The sequence below is a fragment of the Nocardia farcinica genome (assembly GCF_001182745.1).
Classification (GTDB): domain Bacteria; phylum Actinomycetota; class Actinomycetes; order Mycobacteriales; family Mycobacteriaceae; genus Nocardia; species Nocardia farcinica.
This window is the reverse complement of the sequence record NZ_LN868939.1, coordinates 1538183-1554322: the sequence shown is the minus strand read 5'-3', so window position 1 is coordinate 1554322 and position 16140 is coordinate 1538183. Positions and strand designations below refer to the sequence as shown.

Annotated in this window: 12 protein-coding genes; 3 read left to right on the top strand and 9 right to left on the bottom strand. The window is 70.9% G+C overall.

Annotated elements, in window-relative coordinates:
• Nucleotide 1 precedes the first annotated feature (1 nt).
• The 6 genes from purH to sucC form a co-directional block, all read right to left on the bottom strand.
• Nucleotides 2-1573: a bifunctional phosphoribosylaminoimidazolecarboxamide formyltransferase/IMP cyclohydrolase gene (gene purH / locus AMO33_RS23885; RefSeq protein WP_060594362.1), complete on the bottom strand. Its 1572-nt coding sequence runs from the start codon at nucleotides 1571-1573 to the stop codon at nucleotides 2-4.
• Nucleotides 1570-2217 carry a phosphoribosylglycinamide formyltransferase gene (gene purN / locus AMO33_RS23880; RefSeq protein WP_011211522.1) on the bottom strand — a complete coding sequence of 216 codons (648 nt, stop codon included), beginning with the start codon at nucleotides 2215-2217 and terminating at the stop codon, nucleotides 1570-1572. Before purN ends, purH begins: the two co-directional genes overlap by 4 nt.
• 155 nt (nucleotides 2218-2372) lie before the next feature.
• On the bottom strand, nucleotides 2373-3980 hold the full coding sequence (locus AMO33_RS31725; protein WP_060594361.1) for a cell division protein PerM: 1608 nt from the start codon (nucleotides 3978-3980) through the stop codon (nucleotides 2373-2375).
• Between the two features lie 97 nt (nucleotides 3981-4077).
• Nucleotides 4078-5154, bottom strand: coding sequence for a DUF5336 domain-containing protein (locus AMO33_RS23870; RefSeq protein ID WP_011211524.1), 1077 nt, complete (start codon nucleotides 5152-5154; stop codon nucleotides 4078-4080).
• Between the two features lie 186 nt (nucleotides 5155-5340).
• A complete protein-coding gene (gene sucD, locus AMO33_RS23865; RefSeq protein WP_011211525.1) occupies nucleotides 5341-6255 on the bottom strand; it encodes a succinate--CoA ligase subunit alpha in 915 nt (304 codons plus the stop codon).
• Nucleotides 6256-6282: 27 nt separating this feature from the next.
• Nucleotides 6283-7449 carry an ADP-forming succinate--CoA ligase subunit beta gene (gene sucC, locus AMO33_RS23860; RefSeq protein ID WP_060594360.1) on the bottom strand — a complete coding sequence of 389 codons (1167 nt, stop codon included), beginning with the start codon at nucleotides 7447-7449 and terminating at the stop codon, nucleotides 6283-6285.
• A 1041-nt stretch (nucleotides 7450-8490) separates the two neighbouring features.
• Between sucC and AMO33_RS31720 the strand changes: the two genes are divergently transcribed.
• A complete protein-coding gene (locus tag AMO33_RS31720) occupies nucleotides 8491-9492 on the top strand; it encodes a M23 family metallopeptidase (RefSeq protein ID WP_240327571.1) in 1002 nt (333 codons plus the stop codon).
• A 66-nt stretch (nucleotides 9493-9558) separates the two neighbouring features.
• Complete coding sequence (locus AMO33_RS23850; RefSeq protein ID WP_076574127.1) at nucleotides 9559-10953, top strand: DUF1731 domain-containing protein; 1395 nt, start codon at nucleotides 9559-9561, stop codon at nucleotides 10951-10953.
• A 15-nt stretch (nucleotides 10954-10968) separates the two neighbouring features.
• Here AMO33_RS23850 and AMO33_RS23845 read toward each other — a convergent pair whose 3' ends face one another.
• Both AMO33_RS23845 and pcrA read right to left on the bottom strand, forming a co-directional pair.
• Complete coding sequence (locus tag AMO33_RS23845) at nucleotides 10969-11394, bottom strand: hypothetical protein (protein WP_060594358.1); 426 nt, start codon at nucleotides 11392-11394, stop codon at nucleotides 10969-10971.
• 22 nt (nucleotides 11395-11416) lie between these two features.
• Nucleotides 11417-13945, bottom strand: coding sequence for a DNA helicase PcrA (gene pcrA / locus AMO33_RS23840; RefSeq protein ID WP_060594357.1), 2529 nt, complete (start codon nucleotides 13943-13945; stop codon nucleotides 11417-11419).
• 281 nt (nucleotides 13946-14226) lie between these two features.
• Between pcrA and AMO33_RS23835 the strand changes: the two genes are divergently transcribed.
• Nucleotides 14227-14523, top strand: coding sequence for a chorismate mutase (locus tag AMO33_RS23835; RefSeq protein ID WP_041560430.1), 297 nt, complete (start codon nucleotides 14227-14229; stop codon nucleotides 14521-14523).
• A 113-nt stretch (nucleotides 14524-14636) separates the two neighbouring features.
• Here the strand turns inward: AMO33_RS23835 and AMO33_RS23830 are convergent, their stop codons facing one another.
• Complete coding sequence (locus AMO33_RS23830; protein WP_011211532.1) at nucleotides 14637-16088, bottom strand: NAD-dependent succinate-semialdehyde dehydrogenase; 1452 nt, start codon at nucleotides 16086-16088, stop codon at nucleotides 14637-14639.
• Nucleotides 16089-16140: the final 52 nt, after the last annotated feature.

Below are 16140 nucleotides of genomic sequence, written 5' to 3'. Positions count from 1 at the left end.
CTCAGTGCGCGAAGTGCCGCGACCCCGTCAGGTAGAGCGTCACGCCCGCCTCGCGGGCGAGATCGATCGTCTCCTGGTCCCGCACCGAACCGCCGGGCTGCACGATGGCGCGCACACCGGCCTGGATCAGCTGCTGGGGACCGTCCGGGAACGGGAAGAAGGCATCCGAGGCGGCCACCGAGCCCTTGGCCCGGTCACCGGCGCGGCGCACCGCCAGCTGCACCGCGTCCACCCGGTTCACCTGGCCCATGCCCACGCCCACCGACGCGCCGTCGCTGGCCAGCAGGATCGCGTTGGACTTCACCGCGCGGCACGCCCGCCACGCGAACGCCAGATCGGCGAGGGTCTGCTCGTCGGCGGCCGTACCGGCCACCAGCGTCCAGTTGGCCGGATCGTCGCCCTCGGCGTCGAGGATGTCGCGCTGTTGCAGCAGCGCGCCGCCGCTGATCGGGCGCAGCTCCACACCGGCGCGCTGCGGCGGCTCGGCGATCAGGATGCGCACGTTCTTCTTGCGCTGCAGCACCTCCACCGCGCCGTCGGCGTAGGACGGGGCGACGATCACCTCGGTGAAGATGTCGGCGACCTGCTCGGCCATCTCCACGGTGACCTCGCGATTGGCCGCGATGACGCCGCCGAACGCGCTCACCGGATCGCAGGCGTGCGCCTTGCGGTGCGCCTCGGCGATGTCCGCGCCGATCGCGATACCGCAGGGGTTGGCGTGCTTGATGATCGCGACGGCCGGGGCCTCGTGGTCGTAGGCGGCACGCCAGGCGGCGTCGGCATCGGTGTAGTTGTTGTACGACATCTCCTTGCCGTGCAACTGCTGCGCCTGCGCCAGCCCCGGGCTGCCGTCGTTGCTGGTGTACAGCGCCGCCGACTGGTGCGGGTTCTCGCCGTAGCGCAGTACCGCCGCGCGCTCCCAGCTGCCGCCGATCCAGGCCGGGTACGGGGTGCTCGGCGGCTGGTCGGCCACACTCGGGGCGAGCACACCGGTCAGCCAGCTCGCCACCGCCACGTCGTAGCCGGCGGTGTGCTGGAAAGCCTTGGCCGCCAACGCGGTCCGCTGCGCCAGCGTGAACCCGCCGGCGCGCACCGCGGCCAGCACGTCGTCGTAGTCGCCCGCGTCCACGACGACGGCGACCGACGGGTGGTTCTTCGCCGCGGCGCGCACCATCGACGGGCCACCGATATCGATCTGCTCCACGCACTCGTCCGGGCTCGCGCCACTGGCCACCGTCTGGGTGAACGGGTAGAGGTTCACCACCACCAGTTGGAACGCCTTGACGCCGAGCTCGGTGAGCTGGTCGAGATGCTCGGGCTTGCGGGTGTCGGCGAGGATGCCCGCGTGCACCCGCGGGTGCAGTGTCTTGACCCGGCCGTCGAGGGTCTCCGGGAAGCCGGTCAGCTCCTCGACCTTGGTCACCGGAATGCCCGCGTCGGCGATCCGGCCCGCGGTGGAGCCGGTCGAGACCAGTTCCACACCCGCGGCGTGCAGACCGGTCGCGAGCTCGACGAGCCCGGTCTTGTCGTAGACGCTCACCAGCGCCCTGCGAATCGGCTTACGTTCACTCACCGGAGCACCCGCTCATCTGGAATTACTGCCTTTCGTCCGTCGGAGACAATGCCTCGCGTGGCGACGGCGGCCACGACCTCGGTCAGCAGCCGTCGCTCGACAACCTTGATGCGCTCGTGCAGGGTGGCCTCGTCGTCGTCGGGCAGTACCGGCACGGGTTCCTGCGCCAGGATCGGGCCGGTGTCGACACCCGAATCGACCAGATGCACCGTCGAGCCGGTGACCCGCACCCCGTAGGCGAGCGCGTCGCGCACGCCGTGCGCGCCGGGAAAGGACGGCAGCAGCGCGGGATGGGTGTTGATGATTCGTCCGCCGAAGCGGTCCATGAACGCGGGGCCGAGAATCTTCATGAAACCGGCCGACACCACCAGGTCGGGGCGATACGCGGCGACGGCTTCGGTGAGCGCGGTGTCCCAGGCGCCGCGATCGGGGAAGTCCTTCAGCGCCACCCGGAAATGCGGGACGCCCGCGGCCTCGGCGTGCTCGGTGGCCGCGCACACCCGGTCCACGCCGACGGCGACGATCTCGGCCGGGTAGCCGGGCGCGCTCGCCGCGTCGAGCAGGGCGCGCAGCAGCGACCCGGTGCCCGAGGCGAGCACGACGACGGTGGCCGGTGCGTTCGACGGGGGCGATACCGTCGGCACCCACTGGGCGTGCGAGGACGTCAGCGCTCTACTCCTGCGTGTCGATCGGACGGCGGGGACATCACCGCCGGTGATCAGCCTAGCGGTGCCCGCTTCGCCCGAGCGGAGCGCCCTGCGCGCACACGATCCGTTCCCGCCGCGAGGTGCGGCGGCACTCAGCGGTCGGTCTCGGATTCCACCACTTCGGCGTCCACGATGTCGGCGTCGTGGACGCGGCGCGGTCCGGCGAGCGCGGCGGGCTCGTCGACGAGTTCGCCCTCGAGGGTCTCGGAATCGTCGGCGGCGAACCGGTCCCGGCGATCGCGGTCGTCGTGGTGGCCGTCCTCGCTGGAGTCGTCGTCCGCCGCACGGGCATCGTCGTCGTACTGATCGTCGTCCGCGTAGTACTCGCCGTCGTCGTGGTCGTCGTAGTGCTCGTCCTCGTAGTGCTCGTCCTCGTAGTGCTCGTCGTCGTCGCGGTCGTCGCCGTAGTAGTCGTGCTCGTCGTCGTAATAGTCGTCGTGCTCGTCCGCGTGGCCGTGGTGGTCACCGCCGGCGGTCGCGGTCCGGCCGGGGAACAACCGCGCGGCGGTCAACCCGATCCACCCGGTCACCGCGAGCCAGCCGAAACCGGCCGCCGCCAGGATCGGCAGGTCCAGCCCGACGTGCCCGAAACCACCCAGCTCGCCACCGGCCAGGACGGCCGCGACGAGCAGCAGCACGGTGGTCACCGCCGCCGAGGTGAGCGTGGCCCAGGGTGCGCGGATCTCGTCCCGGGTCAGCCGGGCCAGATCGAGGCCGCCCAGGACACCGACCGCGGCGGGTACCACCAGCAACAGCGCCCACCACCCGGCGGCCGGGCCCATCGGCATCGCCGCCAGCACCGGCACCGCCGGGACCGGACCGCCGACCACGGAGAACAGGCCGACCGAGGCCGTGCCGAACTCGGCGGTGGCGCCGAGCAACACGCCGAGGGCGCCGATCACGACGTTGGGCAGGTAGAGCACCGACAGCACGGTCAGCCCCAGCACACCCCATCCGTCGCCCGCACCGCCGTAGATGTCGCCGATGGTCGAGTAATGCGCGAACAACGAGATCACGGTGACCGCGGCGGCGCAGGCCAGCAGCCGCACCAGCGAGCGCCCGGCGCCCCGGATGCCGGACACCGCCCACGGCGGCAACCGCAGGGTGTCGACCACCCGCGGCAGTTCTCGGCTCGCGATCCCCGCGCCCGCGGCCAGCAGGTGCAGTCCGAGCACCCAGGCGAACGCGGCCAGCGTGTTCGGGGGCCGCACCGGCAGCACGCCGGAGGCGTCGGTGACCACGGCCAGGCAGACCGCGGTCACCAGCAACGGGCCGCCCAGCGCCGCGCCGAGCAGCCAGGCCAGGTCGGTGCGGGTGCCGTTGGGCACCGCGGCCCTGGCACATTCGCGGGCGGCGGCCCAGAGCAACACCGCGGTCGGCAGCAGCGGCAACAGACCGAGCGTCGTCTTGCCGACCTCCAGCGGAACCTGGTGCATGCCGAGCCAGCTCGCCGCGATCGCGGCCGACGTGCCGGTCATCGCGCCACCGGAGGTCAGCAGGGTCGACACGACGAGCACGGTGACCACCAGCAGCGCCAGCGCCGCGGGCCGCGCCGCGACGAACAGCAGCACCCTGGCCCGCTCGGGCGTCAGCGACAGGAAACCCGGCTCCTCGGTGGCAGGCCCGCTACGCACGGCGGGCTCCGGCTCCGCAGGCGATTCCCCGGTCCAGCGGACGAGCGAGTTTCTGGGGGAGCTCATGGAGATTCAGCGTGACAGCCTTCGCGACGGGATCGGGGCAGGCGCGCCGCGAGCACCCGCCCTGGTTCGGGCCGGGTGCTCGCGGAGGAAGAACGAACTACTTGTTGTCGTCGTTGGGCCGGAACGCCTGGGTGGCGTCGGCGGCCGGGTCGGCGCTCTTCTCACCACCGAACGGCTGCCCCTGCTGCTGCCCCGCCTGCTGGCCGGGCTGCGCCGGCTGCTGCTGGGCCTGGCCGTACCCCTGCTGGCCGTACTGCTGACCGGCCTGGCCACCGAAGTGCTGGGTGGCACTCTCGTCCGGACGGGGCTGCGCGCCGCTCGCGTAGGGCGAAGACTGTTGCGGCGCACCATAACCCGGCTGCTGACCGTAGGACTGGCCGGGCTGCTGACCGTACCCCGGCTGCTGGCCGTAGGGCGACTGGCCCGGCTGGCTCTGGCCGTAGGGCTGCTGGGGCTGCTGGTACTGGGGGCCGGTGCCGTAGCCCGGCTGCTGGCCGTAGGACGGCTGCTGGCTCTGGCCGTACGGCGACTGCTGGCCGTAACCGGGCTGCTGGCCGTACGAGGGGGCACCGTAACCGCCCTGCTGGCCGTAGCCACCCTGCTGCGGAGCCTGCGGTGCCGCCGGTTTCGGCGCAGGCGGCTTGAGGATGCCCGCGGCGAACAGCACCGCGGCGACCGCGAGCGCGGTCTGCACCAGCGCCAGGAACAGCACCACCCAGAAGCCGAACGCGGCGCCCGCGCCCTCGGGCAGCGAGAAGGACTGGAACAGCAGCGCGAGGAAGCCCGCCGCCGACGCCGCCGCGGCCGCGCCCTTCCAGTCCTGGCCGGGCAGGATCGACAGCGCCGCCAGCAGACCGCCGAGCAGCAGCATCGCCAGCAGGCCGGCCAGGCCGAGCGTGGCGAACGCGTTGATCGAATCGCCGGTCACCCGCGCACCGGTCATCGGGTTGGTGGCTTCCGGCTCCACGAACGGCAGGAAGCCGAGCAGGAAGTTGATCACGCCGAGCGCGGCGACGCCGACCACCAGGAAGAACGGCAACCCCTTCGCCGCGGGAGCCGCCGCGGAACCGGTCGCGCTCGCGCCGGTGCCGCCACCGGTCGACTGGCCGGAACCGGATGGTGCGGAGGGCGTCGCGGGTGTGTTGTACCCGGAGCCCCCGGTCGGGTATGACATGTCGTCGTCTCCTAGGTCGAGTCGTTAACTTCGGCTGGATTGCTTCTGACGCTACTGCACGCGCCCGCCCCGGTCATCCTCGACCGAACAGCGCCGTTCGGGCGCGATCGGCGCCGCCGCCCCGCCGAAGACGAAGGCCGCCTTCCGTATCGATCGGAAGGCGGCCTTCGGCACGTGCTGGTCGGATCAGGCGGTGATGGACGCCTTCTCCAGGATCTCGCGCGCGAGCGCGGCGGTCTCGGACGGCGTCTTGCCGACCTTGACGCCCGCGGCCTCGAGCGCGTCCTTCTTGGCCTGGGCGGTGCCCGAGGAGCCCGACACGATGGCGCCCGCGTGGCCCATGGTCTTGCCCTCCGGAGCGGTGAAGCCCGCGACGTAGCCGACCACCGGCTTGGTGACGTTGGCCTTGATGTAGGCCGCGGCCCGCTCCTCGGCGTCGCCGCCGATCTCGCCGATCATGACGATGAGCTTGGTCTCGGGGTCCTTCTCGAACGCCTCGATGGCGTCGATGTGGGTGGTGCCGATGACCGGGTCGCCGCCGATGCCGATGGAGGTCGAGAAGCCGAAATCGCGCAGCTCGTACATCATCTGGTAGGTCAGCGTGCCCGACTTGGACACCAGGCCGATCGGGCCCTTGCCGGTGATGTTGGCCGGGGTGATGCCGACCAGCGACTCGCCGGGGGTGATGATGCCCGGGCAGTTGGGGCCGATGATCCGGGTCTTGTTGCCCTTCTCGACGTTGTAGGCCCACGCGTAGGCGGTGTCCTGCACGGGGATGCCCTCGGTGATGACCACCAGCAGCGGGATCTCCGCGTCGATGGCCTCGATGATGGCGTCCTTGGCGAACTTCGGCGGCACGAACGCGATGGAGACGTCGGCGCCGGTCTCCTTGATCGCCTCGGCGACGGTGCCGAAGACCGGCAGCTCGACGGCGTTGCCGTCCTTGTCGGTGTGCGAGACGGTGGTGCCCGCCTTGCGCGCGTTGACGCCGCCGACGATCTTGGTGCCCGCCTTGAGCATCAGCGCGGTGTGCTTGGTGCCTTCACCGCCGGTGATGCCCTGGACGATGACCTTGGAGTCCTTGTTCAGGAAGATTGACATGTCGTGTGGTCCCTTGCTCGGCCGTCGTTAGCGGGCGGCTGCCAGTTCGGCGGCCTTGTCGGCGCCTTCGTCCATTGTCTGCGCCAGCGTCACCAGCGGGTGCGCGGCCTCGACGAGGATCTTGCGGCCCTCGTCGACCTTGTTGCCGTCCAGCCGCACGACCAGCGGCTTGTTCGCCTCGTCGCCCAGGATCTCGAGCGCCTTGACGATGCCGTTGGCGACCGCGTCACACGCGGTGATGCCACCGAACACGTTCACGAACACGCTCTTGACCTGCGCGTCGTTGAGGATGACGTCGAGCCCGGCCGCCATCACCTCGGCCGAGGCGCCGCCACCGATGTCGAGGAAGTTGGCCGGCTTCACGCCGCCGTGGTTCTCACCGGCGTAGGCGACCACGTCCAGGGTCGACATGACCAGGCCGGCGCCGTTGCCGATGATGCCGACCTCGCCGTCGAGCTTGACGTAGTTGAGGTCGTTCTCCTTGGCCTTGAGCTCGAGCGGGTCGGTGGCGTCGACGTCCGCGAACTCGTCGTGCTCGGGGTGCCGGAAGCCGGCGTTCTCGTCCAGGGTGACCTTGCCGTCGAGGGCGAGGATCTCGTCCTGGGGGGTGCGCACCAGCGGGTTGACCTCCACCAGGGTCGCGTCCTCGGCGACGAAGACCTCCCACAGCTTCTCGATGGTCACGGCCGCGGCGTCGAGCACCTCGGCGGGCAGGTGGCCCTGCTCGGCGATCGAGCGGGCGAAGGCCAGATCGACGCCCTTGACGGCGTCGACGGGCACCTTGGCCAGGCGCTCGGGCTTGGTCGCGGCGACCTCCTCGATCTCCATGCCGCCCTCGACCGAGCACATGGCCAGGTAGGTGCGGTTGGCGCGGTCGAGCAGGAAGGAGATGTAGTACTCCTCGGCGATGTCCTTCGCCTCGGCGACCAGGATCTTCTTGGTGATGTGTCCCTTGATGTCCAGGCCGAGGATGTTCTGCGCGTGGGTGAACGCGTCCTCCGGCGTCGCGGCGTACTTCACGCCACCGGCCTTACCGCGGCCACCGACCTTGACCTGGGACTTGATCATCACCGGCTTGCCGATTTCCGCCGCGATCGCGCGGGCGTCCTCGGCCGTGTCCGTGACGCGGCCCTCGGACGAAGGCACTCCGTGCTTAACGAAGAGCTCCTTCGCCTGATATTCGAAGAGATCCATGTACTCACCGTCTCGTCTGCGTTGCTATGACAACGTCTTTGTTGGCGGCCCGACGTCGGAAGCGGGTCGGGTCGGACTCTAACCAGTCACATGGAGGGCCAATCGGCCACGTTCATCCTAAGTGGCGCAGGTCACGCGCAGACGGGCGGGATCGATAAAACCGCTGGCCAACACTACTGGCGAGTAGGTTCCGCTCGGCAGGGCGGCTCCGCCGGAAGGCGGTGCGCGACCACCGTAACCGCGGGGAACCCATTCTCACTTCGATGCCCGATTCACGGTGAACTATTCCGCAACGTTACCGTGATGAATCTCACATGTTTGGACAGAAGGGGCGCACCGCTTGCGGGCGACGCAATCGCTTCGTTACCGTCATGCGGTCGATGTCACAACTAGGTCACGACTCCCCTGTTCCAGAGGATGAGGAGGACGGCAAGCCTTGATGCAGCACAATGCTCCGCAACTGGTGAGCCGTTCGATCGCGACGCCCCCGACATCGTTCACCTGCCGTGTCGTCGGCACCGTGACCAACTCCCGCTTCACGATGTGGCACCGCCGATGAATCACCGCTCCACCCTCGCGCCCGGTCATCGTCCGCGCACCGGTCATCGTTATCGCGACGACGATCAGCCCTTCGCTCCCGCCACGGAGTCCTACGCAGAGCCGTCCTACGCTGAGTCGTCCTATGCGGAGTCGTCCTACGCGGAGTCCGGGTACCGCTTCGCCGCTCCCGCCGCGGCCGCCACCGCCGCCGGATTCGGCGCGCAGGTCGAGCCCGAGCCGCACGCCGCCTGGCACGACGGGTCCGCCTGGACCGCCCGCGACGAGCAGGCCGCGTGGAACCAGGGCGACTGGCACCAGGGTGAGCAGCCCGCGTGGAGCCAGGACGACCGGGCCGCATGGCATCAGCAGGAGTGGGATCAGCAGTCCGCCTGGACCGAGCAGGATTCGTGGAGCAGGCAGGACTCGTGGAACCAGCAGGCGTCCTGGTCCGACGGCGGCGCCTGGGGCGGCGAGCAGACCCGGTCTGCCGCCGACGCGACGATCGCCGACGCGACCGCCGCTACCGAGTCCGACCCGAGCCAGTGGCAGGGCGCCTGCGACAACAACGCCTGGGCACAACAGCCGGCGCAGTGGACGCCCGGCAGCGAGGAACCCTGGACCGGGAACGACTGGTCCGGCGAGCCGGCCGACGAGTGGACCGCCGACCGTGACCAGCGGTGGACGGCCGACGACGAGGCCGACGCGTCCTGGGACGAGCCCGAGAGCCCGGCGGCCCCCGCCGTCATCCCCGCCCGCGCGGGCAGCCGCCGCGGCGGTGCGCACCGCATGCCCGCGCCGCCCACCGCGCTCAAGGGCCGCGCCGCCGTCGTCGCGGTCGCCGCGGGCGCGGTCGTCGCCGCGGGCCAGGCCGCGATGGCCTCGCCGCAGCAGCCTTCGCAGACCATCGACTACGAGGCCGCGGGCCAGATCCACGAGATCGCCGCGCAGTCCATGAGCCTCGAGGACCCCACCGCCTCGCCCGATTCGCCGCAGGTGCTCAACGTCTCCTCGCCCGCGAACATCGGCCAGTTCGGCGACATGCTCGAAAAGGGCCGCAAGTACGCCGAGGAACTGGCCGCCGCCGAGGCCGCCAAGCTGCGCCCGCTCTTCGCCAAGTTCGCCGCGGGCAACTTCACCTCCGGCTTCGGCGCCCGCTGGGGCGTCCAGCATCTCGGCATCGATGTCGCCGCGCCCATCGGCACCCCGATCTACGCCGTCGCCGACGGCACCGTGATCGAAGCGGGCCCCGCCTCCGGGTTCGGCATGTGGGTCCGGCTGCTGCACGACGACGGCACGGTCACCGTCTACGGCCACATCGACACCGCCACCGTGTCCGCGGGCGAGCGGGTGCTGGCCGGTGACCAGATCGCCACCGTCGGCAACCGCGGCTTCTCCACCGGTCCGCACGTGCACTTCGAGGTGTGGCTCAACGGCAGCGACAAGGTCGATCCCGTGCCGTGGCTGGCCACTCGCGGCATCAGCCTCGGCCCGCAGCGCGACTGACCACCCCGCCCCGGGGTGACCGACGGCACGCTTCCCGGCGCTCCCGCCCGGCAGTAGCGTCGCCTCATGGCTCGTACAACGACGTACACCCAGTTCCTCGCCGCCCCACCGGAAGCCGTCTGGGCGGTGGTCGGTGACCCGGGCCGCTGGCCGCACTGGCATCCGGGGATCACCTCGGTGGTGCTGCACGGCCCGGCGGAACCGGGCACGACCGGTGACTGCGCGCCGAGTGGGCGGATGCTCGGCCCGCTGCACCGCAGGACCGCCGAGCCGTTCACGATCACCGAACTCACCCCGGGCCGCGCGATCACCATCGACCAGCCGGATCCCCTTGGCCGCGTGCGGATCTCGTGGCGGCTGCGGCCGTCCGGCGCGGGCACGGAGCTGACCCAGGAACTCACCTGCACCGGCCCCTTCGCCGCCCCCGCCCGGGCCGTACTCGGCCGGGTTCTGGAGGGCGACCTGCGGGTGAGTTTCGCCCGGCTGGCCCGGCTCGTCGGGATCGAGCCCGGCCCCGACGCCTTGACGGTCGTGATCGCCGGCGGCACCGGTTCCCTGGGTCGGCACCTGGCCGCCGACCTCACCTGCCGCGCCGTGCGCGTGGTCGTGCTCACTCGCACGCCCGACCCCCGGCTGCCGTTCGAGCAGCAGCGCTGGGACGGTGAGACCGTCGGCGAATGGGCTGCGGCGCTGGACAATCCGGGCCCGACCGCGGTTGTCAACCTCGCCGGCCAGCTCGTCGACTGCCGTCCCACCCCGGCCAACATCGCGGTGCTGCGCGACAGCAGGGTGCGGCCCACCCGCGCGCTGGTCGAGGCCGCCGCGTCGCTGGATCGTCCGCTCGCGCACTGGGTGCAGGCGAGCACGACGGCGATCTGGTCGGACGCGGGCGAGACCCGCTGCACGGAGAGCACGCCGCTGCCGATCGGGCTGCCGCAGATGACCGGGGTGGCGCGGCCCTGGGAGAACGCCCTCACCGGCGCGAACACCCGCCACCACGTCGTGCTGCGCACGTCCGTCGTGCTCGACCCGCAGGCGCCCGCGCTGCGCATGCTGTGCCGGTTGACCTCGGCGGGCCTGGGCGGACGGATCGGCTCGGGCGAGCAGTGGTTCAGCTGGATCCATCTCGCGGACTGGCTCGCCGTCGTCCGTGCCGCACTGGGACTCGACCCCGACGTCACGCTGCCGAGCGGGATCGTGGTGGCGGCCACCGATTTCCCGGTGCGCAACCGCGACCTCATGGCGGCGTTGCGGCGGCACCTGCGCCGCCCGCCCGCGCCGCCGACGCCCGCCGCGGTGCTGCGCCTGGGCGCGCTCGTGCTGCGCACCGATCCGGCACTGGGACTGACCGGCAGGCACGCCACCTCGACGGTGCTGCGGGAGGCGGGTTACCGCTTCCACTACCCGTGCCTGGACGATGCCCTGCGCGACCTGCTGCCGCAGCGGACACGCGCCTGCTGATCGCCCGTGCCCCGGCTACGGCGTCGCGGCGATCGCCAGACCGATCAGCGTGACCACCTTGGCCACCTCGAGCGCGATGTAGTAGTAGTGCGCCGTCGAGCGCGGCAGCTCCTCCCCCGCCAGCACCCGATCCGACCGTCGCGACAGCGGTGGGCGGACCACCAGGATCTGCACCGCCAGCACCGCCACCGCGACACCCAGCCACACCCACACCGCCGTGGCGGGGCCCAGCACCAGGCAGGCGAGCACGAGCAGCACCGCCAGCACCGCTTCGACGGTGTTCAGCGCCTTGAACACGATCCGCCCGATGCCGAGCCCCAGCGGGACGGTGATGCCGGGGGCGCGGAACTTCAGGGGCGCCTCGAGGAACGAGATGGCGACCACCATGCCGAGCCAGAGCATCGGAAGGAACCACACCAGGTGCTGTGCGAGGCTATCCACGGCCCCGACGCTACCCAGCCCGTCAGAGCTTGACCAGGGTCCGGCTGTACTGCGGGATGAGCCGGATCTTGCCCGCCGTGCCGAAATCGATCGTGACGGTGGCCAGCGGCCCGAACCCGTCGGCGGCGACCACCCGGCCCAGCCCGTACTTGTCGTCGCTGACCCGGTCGCCCACGGCGAGCACCAGATTGGTGTTGTTGCGGCTCGCCCCGCCCGGCGCCGGCCGGCGCGGACCGCGGTCGCGCACCCCGGGACGCGGCTCGGACCAGCCGTCACCGCGGGTCCAGTCCCGCTCCAGCCCCTCGTCGCCGCCACGCTTACGGATGCCGCGGGTGGCGGGCGAAGGCTCCAGCCTGCGCCACTCGATCAGGTGGTCGGGAATCTCCTGCAGGAACCGCGATTCCGGGTTCGACACCGGCTGGCCCCAGCCGGAGCGGACCACCGCCCGGGTCAGATACAGCCGCTGCCTGGCCCGGGTGATGCCGACGTAGGCGAGCCTGCGTTCCTCGGCCAGCTCGGTGGGATCGCCCAGCGCGCGCATGTGCGGGAACTGCCCGTCCTCCCAGCCGGTCACGAAGACCACCGGGAACTCCAGGCCCTTGGCGGTGTGCAGGGTCATCATGGTGACCACCCCGGCGCCCTCGTCGGGGATCTGGTCGGTGTCGGCGACCAGCGAGACCCGCTCGAGGAAGGCCGCCAGCGAGCCGGGATCGGGTTCGCCCTCGGCCTGTTCGGGCAGGATGCCCTCCTCGCGGGCGGCGACCGCGTTGTTGTAGGCCTCGGAGCTGAATTCCCGTGCCACGCTGACCAGTTCGTTCAGGTTGTCGAGCCGGGCGCCGTCCTGCGGATCGTCGGAGGCTTCCAGTTCGGCGCGGTAGCCGGTGCGGTCGAGCACCGCTTCCACCACGTTGCCGACATCGGGGAAGTCGGCGTCGGCCTGTTCACCGGCGGCCCGGATCTCTTCGAGCAGGTCGAGGAACCCGGCGATGGCCCGCTGGGCACGGGTGTTGAGCAGTGCCACCTTGCCCTCGGCGGCGTCGCGCAGCGCGGCGGCGAAGCCGATGCCGCGCTGTTCGGCGTGCACCGCGACGCAGGCTTCGGCCCGGTCACCGATCCCGCGGCGGGGGGTGTTGAGAATGCGGCGCAGGCTGACCGCGTCGTCGGGGTTCTCCAGCACCCGCAGGTAGGCCACGATGTCGCGGACCTCCTTGCGCTCGTAGAAGCGCACGCCGCCGACCACCTTGTACGGCAGCCCCATGCGGATGAAGATCTCCTCCAGCGCACGGGAGTTGTTGTTGGTGCGATAGAACACCGCGACGTCGCCGTAGTTCGCCTCGCCCTGGTCGACCAGGCGATCGATCTCCCTGGCGACGAAGGAGGCCTCGTCGTGCTCGTTGTCGGCGACGTAGCCGACGATCAGGTCGCCCTCGCCCGAATCGGTCCACAGCCGCTTCTCGCGCCTGCCCTCGTTGCGGGCGATCACCGCGTTGGCGGCGGACAGGATGTTCTGGGTGGAGCGGTAGTTCTGCTCGAGCAGAATGGTCTCCGCGTCGGGGAAATCGCGCTCGAATTCCTCGATGTTGCGGATGGTCGCCCCGCGGAAGGCGTAGATCGACTGGTCGGCGTCGCCCACCACGCACAGTTCGCTCGGCGGCACCGCGTCCTCGGTGTCGTCCGCCGCGCTGTGATGTCCGACGAGTTCGCGCACCAGCACGTACTGCGCGTGGTTGGTGTCCTGGTACTCGTCGACCAGCACGTGCCGGAACCGGCGGCGGTAGTACTCGGCGACCTGCGGGTGGTTCTGCAACAGGGCGACGGTCTCGCCGATCAGGTCGTCGAAATCCAGCGCGTTCGCCGCGCGCAGCCTGCGCTGGTATTCGGTGTAGACGCGGGCCACCAGGCCGGGCAACTCGGATTCGTCGGACTCGGCGTCGGCGCTCGCCTGCTCCGGGCCGATCAGCTCGTTCTTGAGATTGGAGATGGCCGTGGCCAGCAACCGCGCGGAGTATTTCTTGGTGTCGATATCCAGATCGCGGCTGATCATGGTCAGCAATCGCCGCGAATCGTCGGCGTCGTAGATGGAGAAATTGGAATTCAGGCCGGGCAGCAGCGCCGCCTGCATGCGCAGGATCCGCACGCAACTGGAATGGAAGGTCGACACCCACATGGTGGCCGCGCGCGGGCCGACCAGCCCCGTGACGCGCTCCCGCATCTCCGCGGCGGCCTTGTTGGTGAAGGTGATCGCCAGGATCTGGCCGGGCGAGACGTCCCGTGCGGCGAGCAGGTAGGCGATGCGCCGGGTGAGCACCGCGGTCTTGCCCGAGCCCGCGCCCGCGACGATCAACAGCGGCGAGCCCGCGTGGACCACCGCGGCCCGCTGCTGCGGGTTGAGGCCGTCGAGCAGGCGCTCGACCTGTTCGGCCCGCTGCCGATCGCGGTCGGCGCGGCGTCGGGCCTGGTCGTCGGCGCGCTGCTGTGCTTGCTCGGCCAGCGAACGGCCGGCCGGCGTCGTCTGGGGAGCCGTCGTCTGGGGAACCACCGTCATGTCCATTGCCCATCCACGCTACCGGCGCCCACCGACAGGGGCGAAGCCCCCGCCATCACATGTTTTGCATCGCTCAGGACCCGTGGCAGACTGGCCACATGATCAGTCTCGCCGCGACGCATCCGAGTCGGCTACCCGCCGGATATCGTGTTCGCGGAACCTGTAGCTGAGATCGCACTTCTGGGGGGACTATGGAAGGCCCACCAGGTCTGTTTCACGGTGAAAGAACCGGACGGTAACGCGCGGCGCGCACCCACCGATCCACGTTCTGACACGAGGAGATGAATATGAGCAGCACCCCTGCCACGACCACCGGGTCCGACGCGGCACTGCCGCAGACCGAGGCGGAGATCGACAAGCTCCGTAAGGAGATCGACCAGCTCGACGCCGAAATCCTCGCCGCCATCAAGCGACGCACCGAGATCTCCCGGCTGATCGGCCGCACCCGGATGGCCTCCGGCGGCCCGCGCCTGGTCCACAGCCGCGAGATGAAGGTGCTGGAGCGCTTCAGCGAGCTGGGCCAGGAGGGCCACACCCTCGCCATGCTGCTGCTGCGTCTCGGGCGGGGCAGGCTGGGCCGCTAGTCCGACCGAGGGGGGACGAACGCCGCGCAGTGCCGGCAACCGGACTGCGCGACGTTCCGCGCGGGGGGACCGCTGCTCATCGCCAGATCACCGCTCACGGGCGGGGTAGCCGCTCACAGGGCGATGTACTTCGTCGACAGGTACTCCTCGATGCCTTCGAAGCCGCCCTCCCTGCCGAAGCCGGATTCCTTGACGCCGCCGAAGGGCGCGGCCGGGTCGGAGATGACTCCTCGGTTGATGCCGACCATGCCCGATTCCAGCCCCTCGGCCACCCGCAGCGCGCGGTCCAGGTCACGGGTGTAGATGTAGCTGACCAGGCCGAATCGGGTGTCGTTGGCGGCGGCCAGGCCCTGTTCCTCGGTGTCGAAGGTGACCACGGGCGCGACCGGACCGAAGACCTCCTCGTTCAGAATCCGTGCCCGGTCCGGGACGTCGCTGAGCACGGTCGCCGGGTAGAACCAGCCGGGGCCGCCCGGCGCCTCGCCGCCGAGGCGCACCCGGGCGCCCGCCGACACCGCGTCGTCCACCAGCTCGGTGACGGTGGCCAGCTGGTCGGCGTTGACGAGCGGCCCCAGCGTGGTCTCCGGGTCGGTGCCCGGCCCGAGCCGCACCGAACTGCGCATCGCCTCCACCAGCTTGTCGGTGAACTCCTCGGCCACCCCGCGCTGCACGTGGAAGCGGTTGGCGGCGGTGCACGCCTCGCCGCCGTTGCGCAGTTTCGCCAGCATCGCGCCCTGTACGGCGGCGTCGACGTCGGCGTCGTCGAACACCACGAACGGGGCGTTGCCGCCGAGTTCCATCGACGTGCGCAGCAGCTTGTTCGCCGACTGCTCGACCAGCTTCTTGCCGACCTCGGTGGAGCCGGTGAAGGTGAGCTTGCGCAGCCGGGGATCGTCGAGCAGCGGCTTGGTGACCGCGCTCGAATGCTTGGTCGTGATCACCGAGAGCACGCCGTCGGGCAGGCCCGCCTCGCTGCACAGCCTGGCCAGCAACAGCATGGTCAGCGGCGTCTCGGAAGCGGGTTTGACGATCATCGTGCAGCCCGCGGCCAGCGCGGGGCCGATCTTGCGCGTGCCCATCGCCAGCGGGAAGTTCCACGGGGTGATCGCCAGGCACGGGCCGACCGGCTGCTTGTGCACGATGATCCGGCCGGTCCCCGACGGCGCGTGCTGGTAGCGGCCGTGCACGCGCACGGCCTCCTCGCTGAACCAGCGGAAGAACTCCGCGCCGTAGCGCACCTCGTTGCGGCTCTCCCCCAGCGCCTTGCCCATCTCCAGGGTCATCAGCAGGGCGAAGTCCTCGGCGCGGGCGGTGATCGCGTCGAACACCGCGCGCAGGATCTCCCCGCGGGTGCGCGCGGGCGTGGCGGCCCATTCGTCCTGCACGGCCACCGCCGCGTCGAGGGCGCGCACCGCGTCCTCGGGGGTCGCGTCGGCGACGTGGGTGAGCACCTCACCGGTGGCCGGATCGTGCACGGGGAAGGTGGCGCCACCGGTGGCATCGACGGGCCCGCCGATCCACAGTTGCGTCGGGACGGATTCGAGTAGTTCGGGTACGGACACCATGTCGCCAGCGTAGACAGCAGCGGCGGCCGCGGCAGGCAGGTCGGCGAGCTGC

Excerpts from the sequence above, each read along its gene's own strand:
- AMO33_RS31725 (WP_060594361.1), bottom strand. The coding sequence starts at position 3,980 with ATGAGCTCCCCCAGAAACTCGCTCGTCCGCTGGACCGGGGAATCGCCT.
- AMO33_RS23870 (WP_011211524.1), bottom strand. The coding sequence starts at position 5,154 with ATGTCATACCCGACCGGGGGCTCCGGGTACAACACACCCGCGACGCCC.
- sucD (WP_011211525.1), bottom strand. The coding sequence starts at position 6,255 with ATGTCAATCTTCCTGAACAAGGACTCCAAGGTCATCGTCCAGGGCATC.
- sucC (WP_060594360.1), bottom strand. The coding sequence starts at position 7,449 with ATGGATCTCTTCGAATATCAGGCGAAGGAGCTCTTCGTTAAGCACGGA.
- AMO33_RS23850 (WP_076574127.1), top strand. The coding sequence starts at position 9,559 with ATGGCTCGTACAACGACGTACACCCAGTTCCTCGCCGCCCCACCGGAA.
- pcrA (WP_060594357.1), bottom strand. The coding sequence starts at position 13,945 with ATGGACATGACGGTGGTTCCCCAGACGACGGCTCCCCAGACGACGCCG.
- AMO33_RS23835 (WP_041560430.1), top strand. The coding sequence starts at position 14,227 with ATGAGCAGCACCCCTGCCACGACCACCGGGTCCGACGCGGCACTGCCG.
- AMO33_RS23830 (WP_011211532.1), bottom strand. The coding sequence starts at position 16,088 with ATGGTGTCCGTACCCGAACTACTCGAATCCGTCCCGACGCAACTGTGG.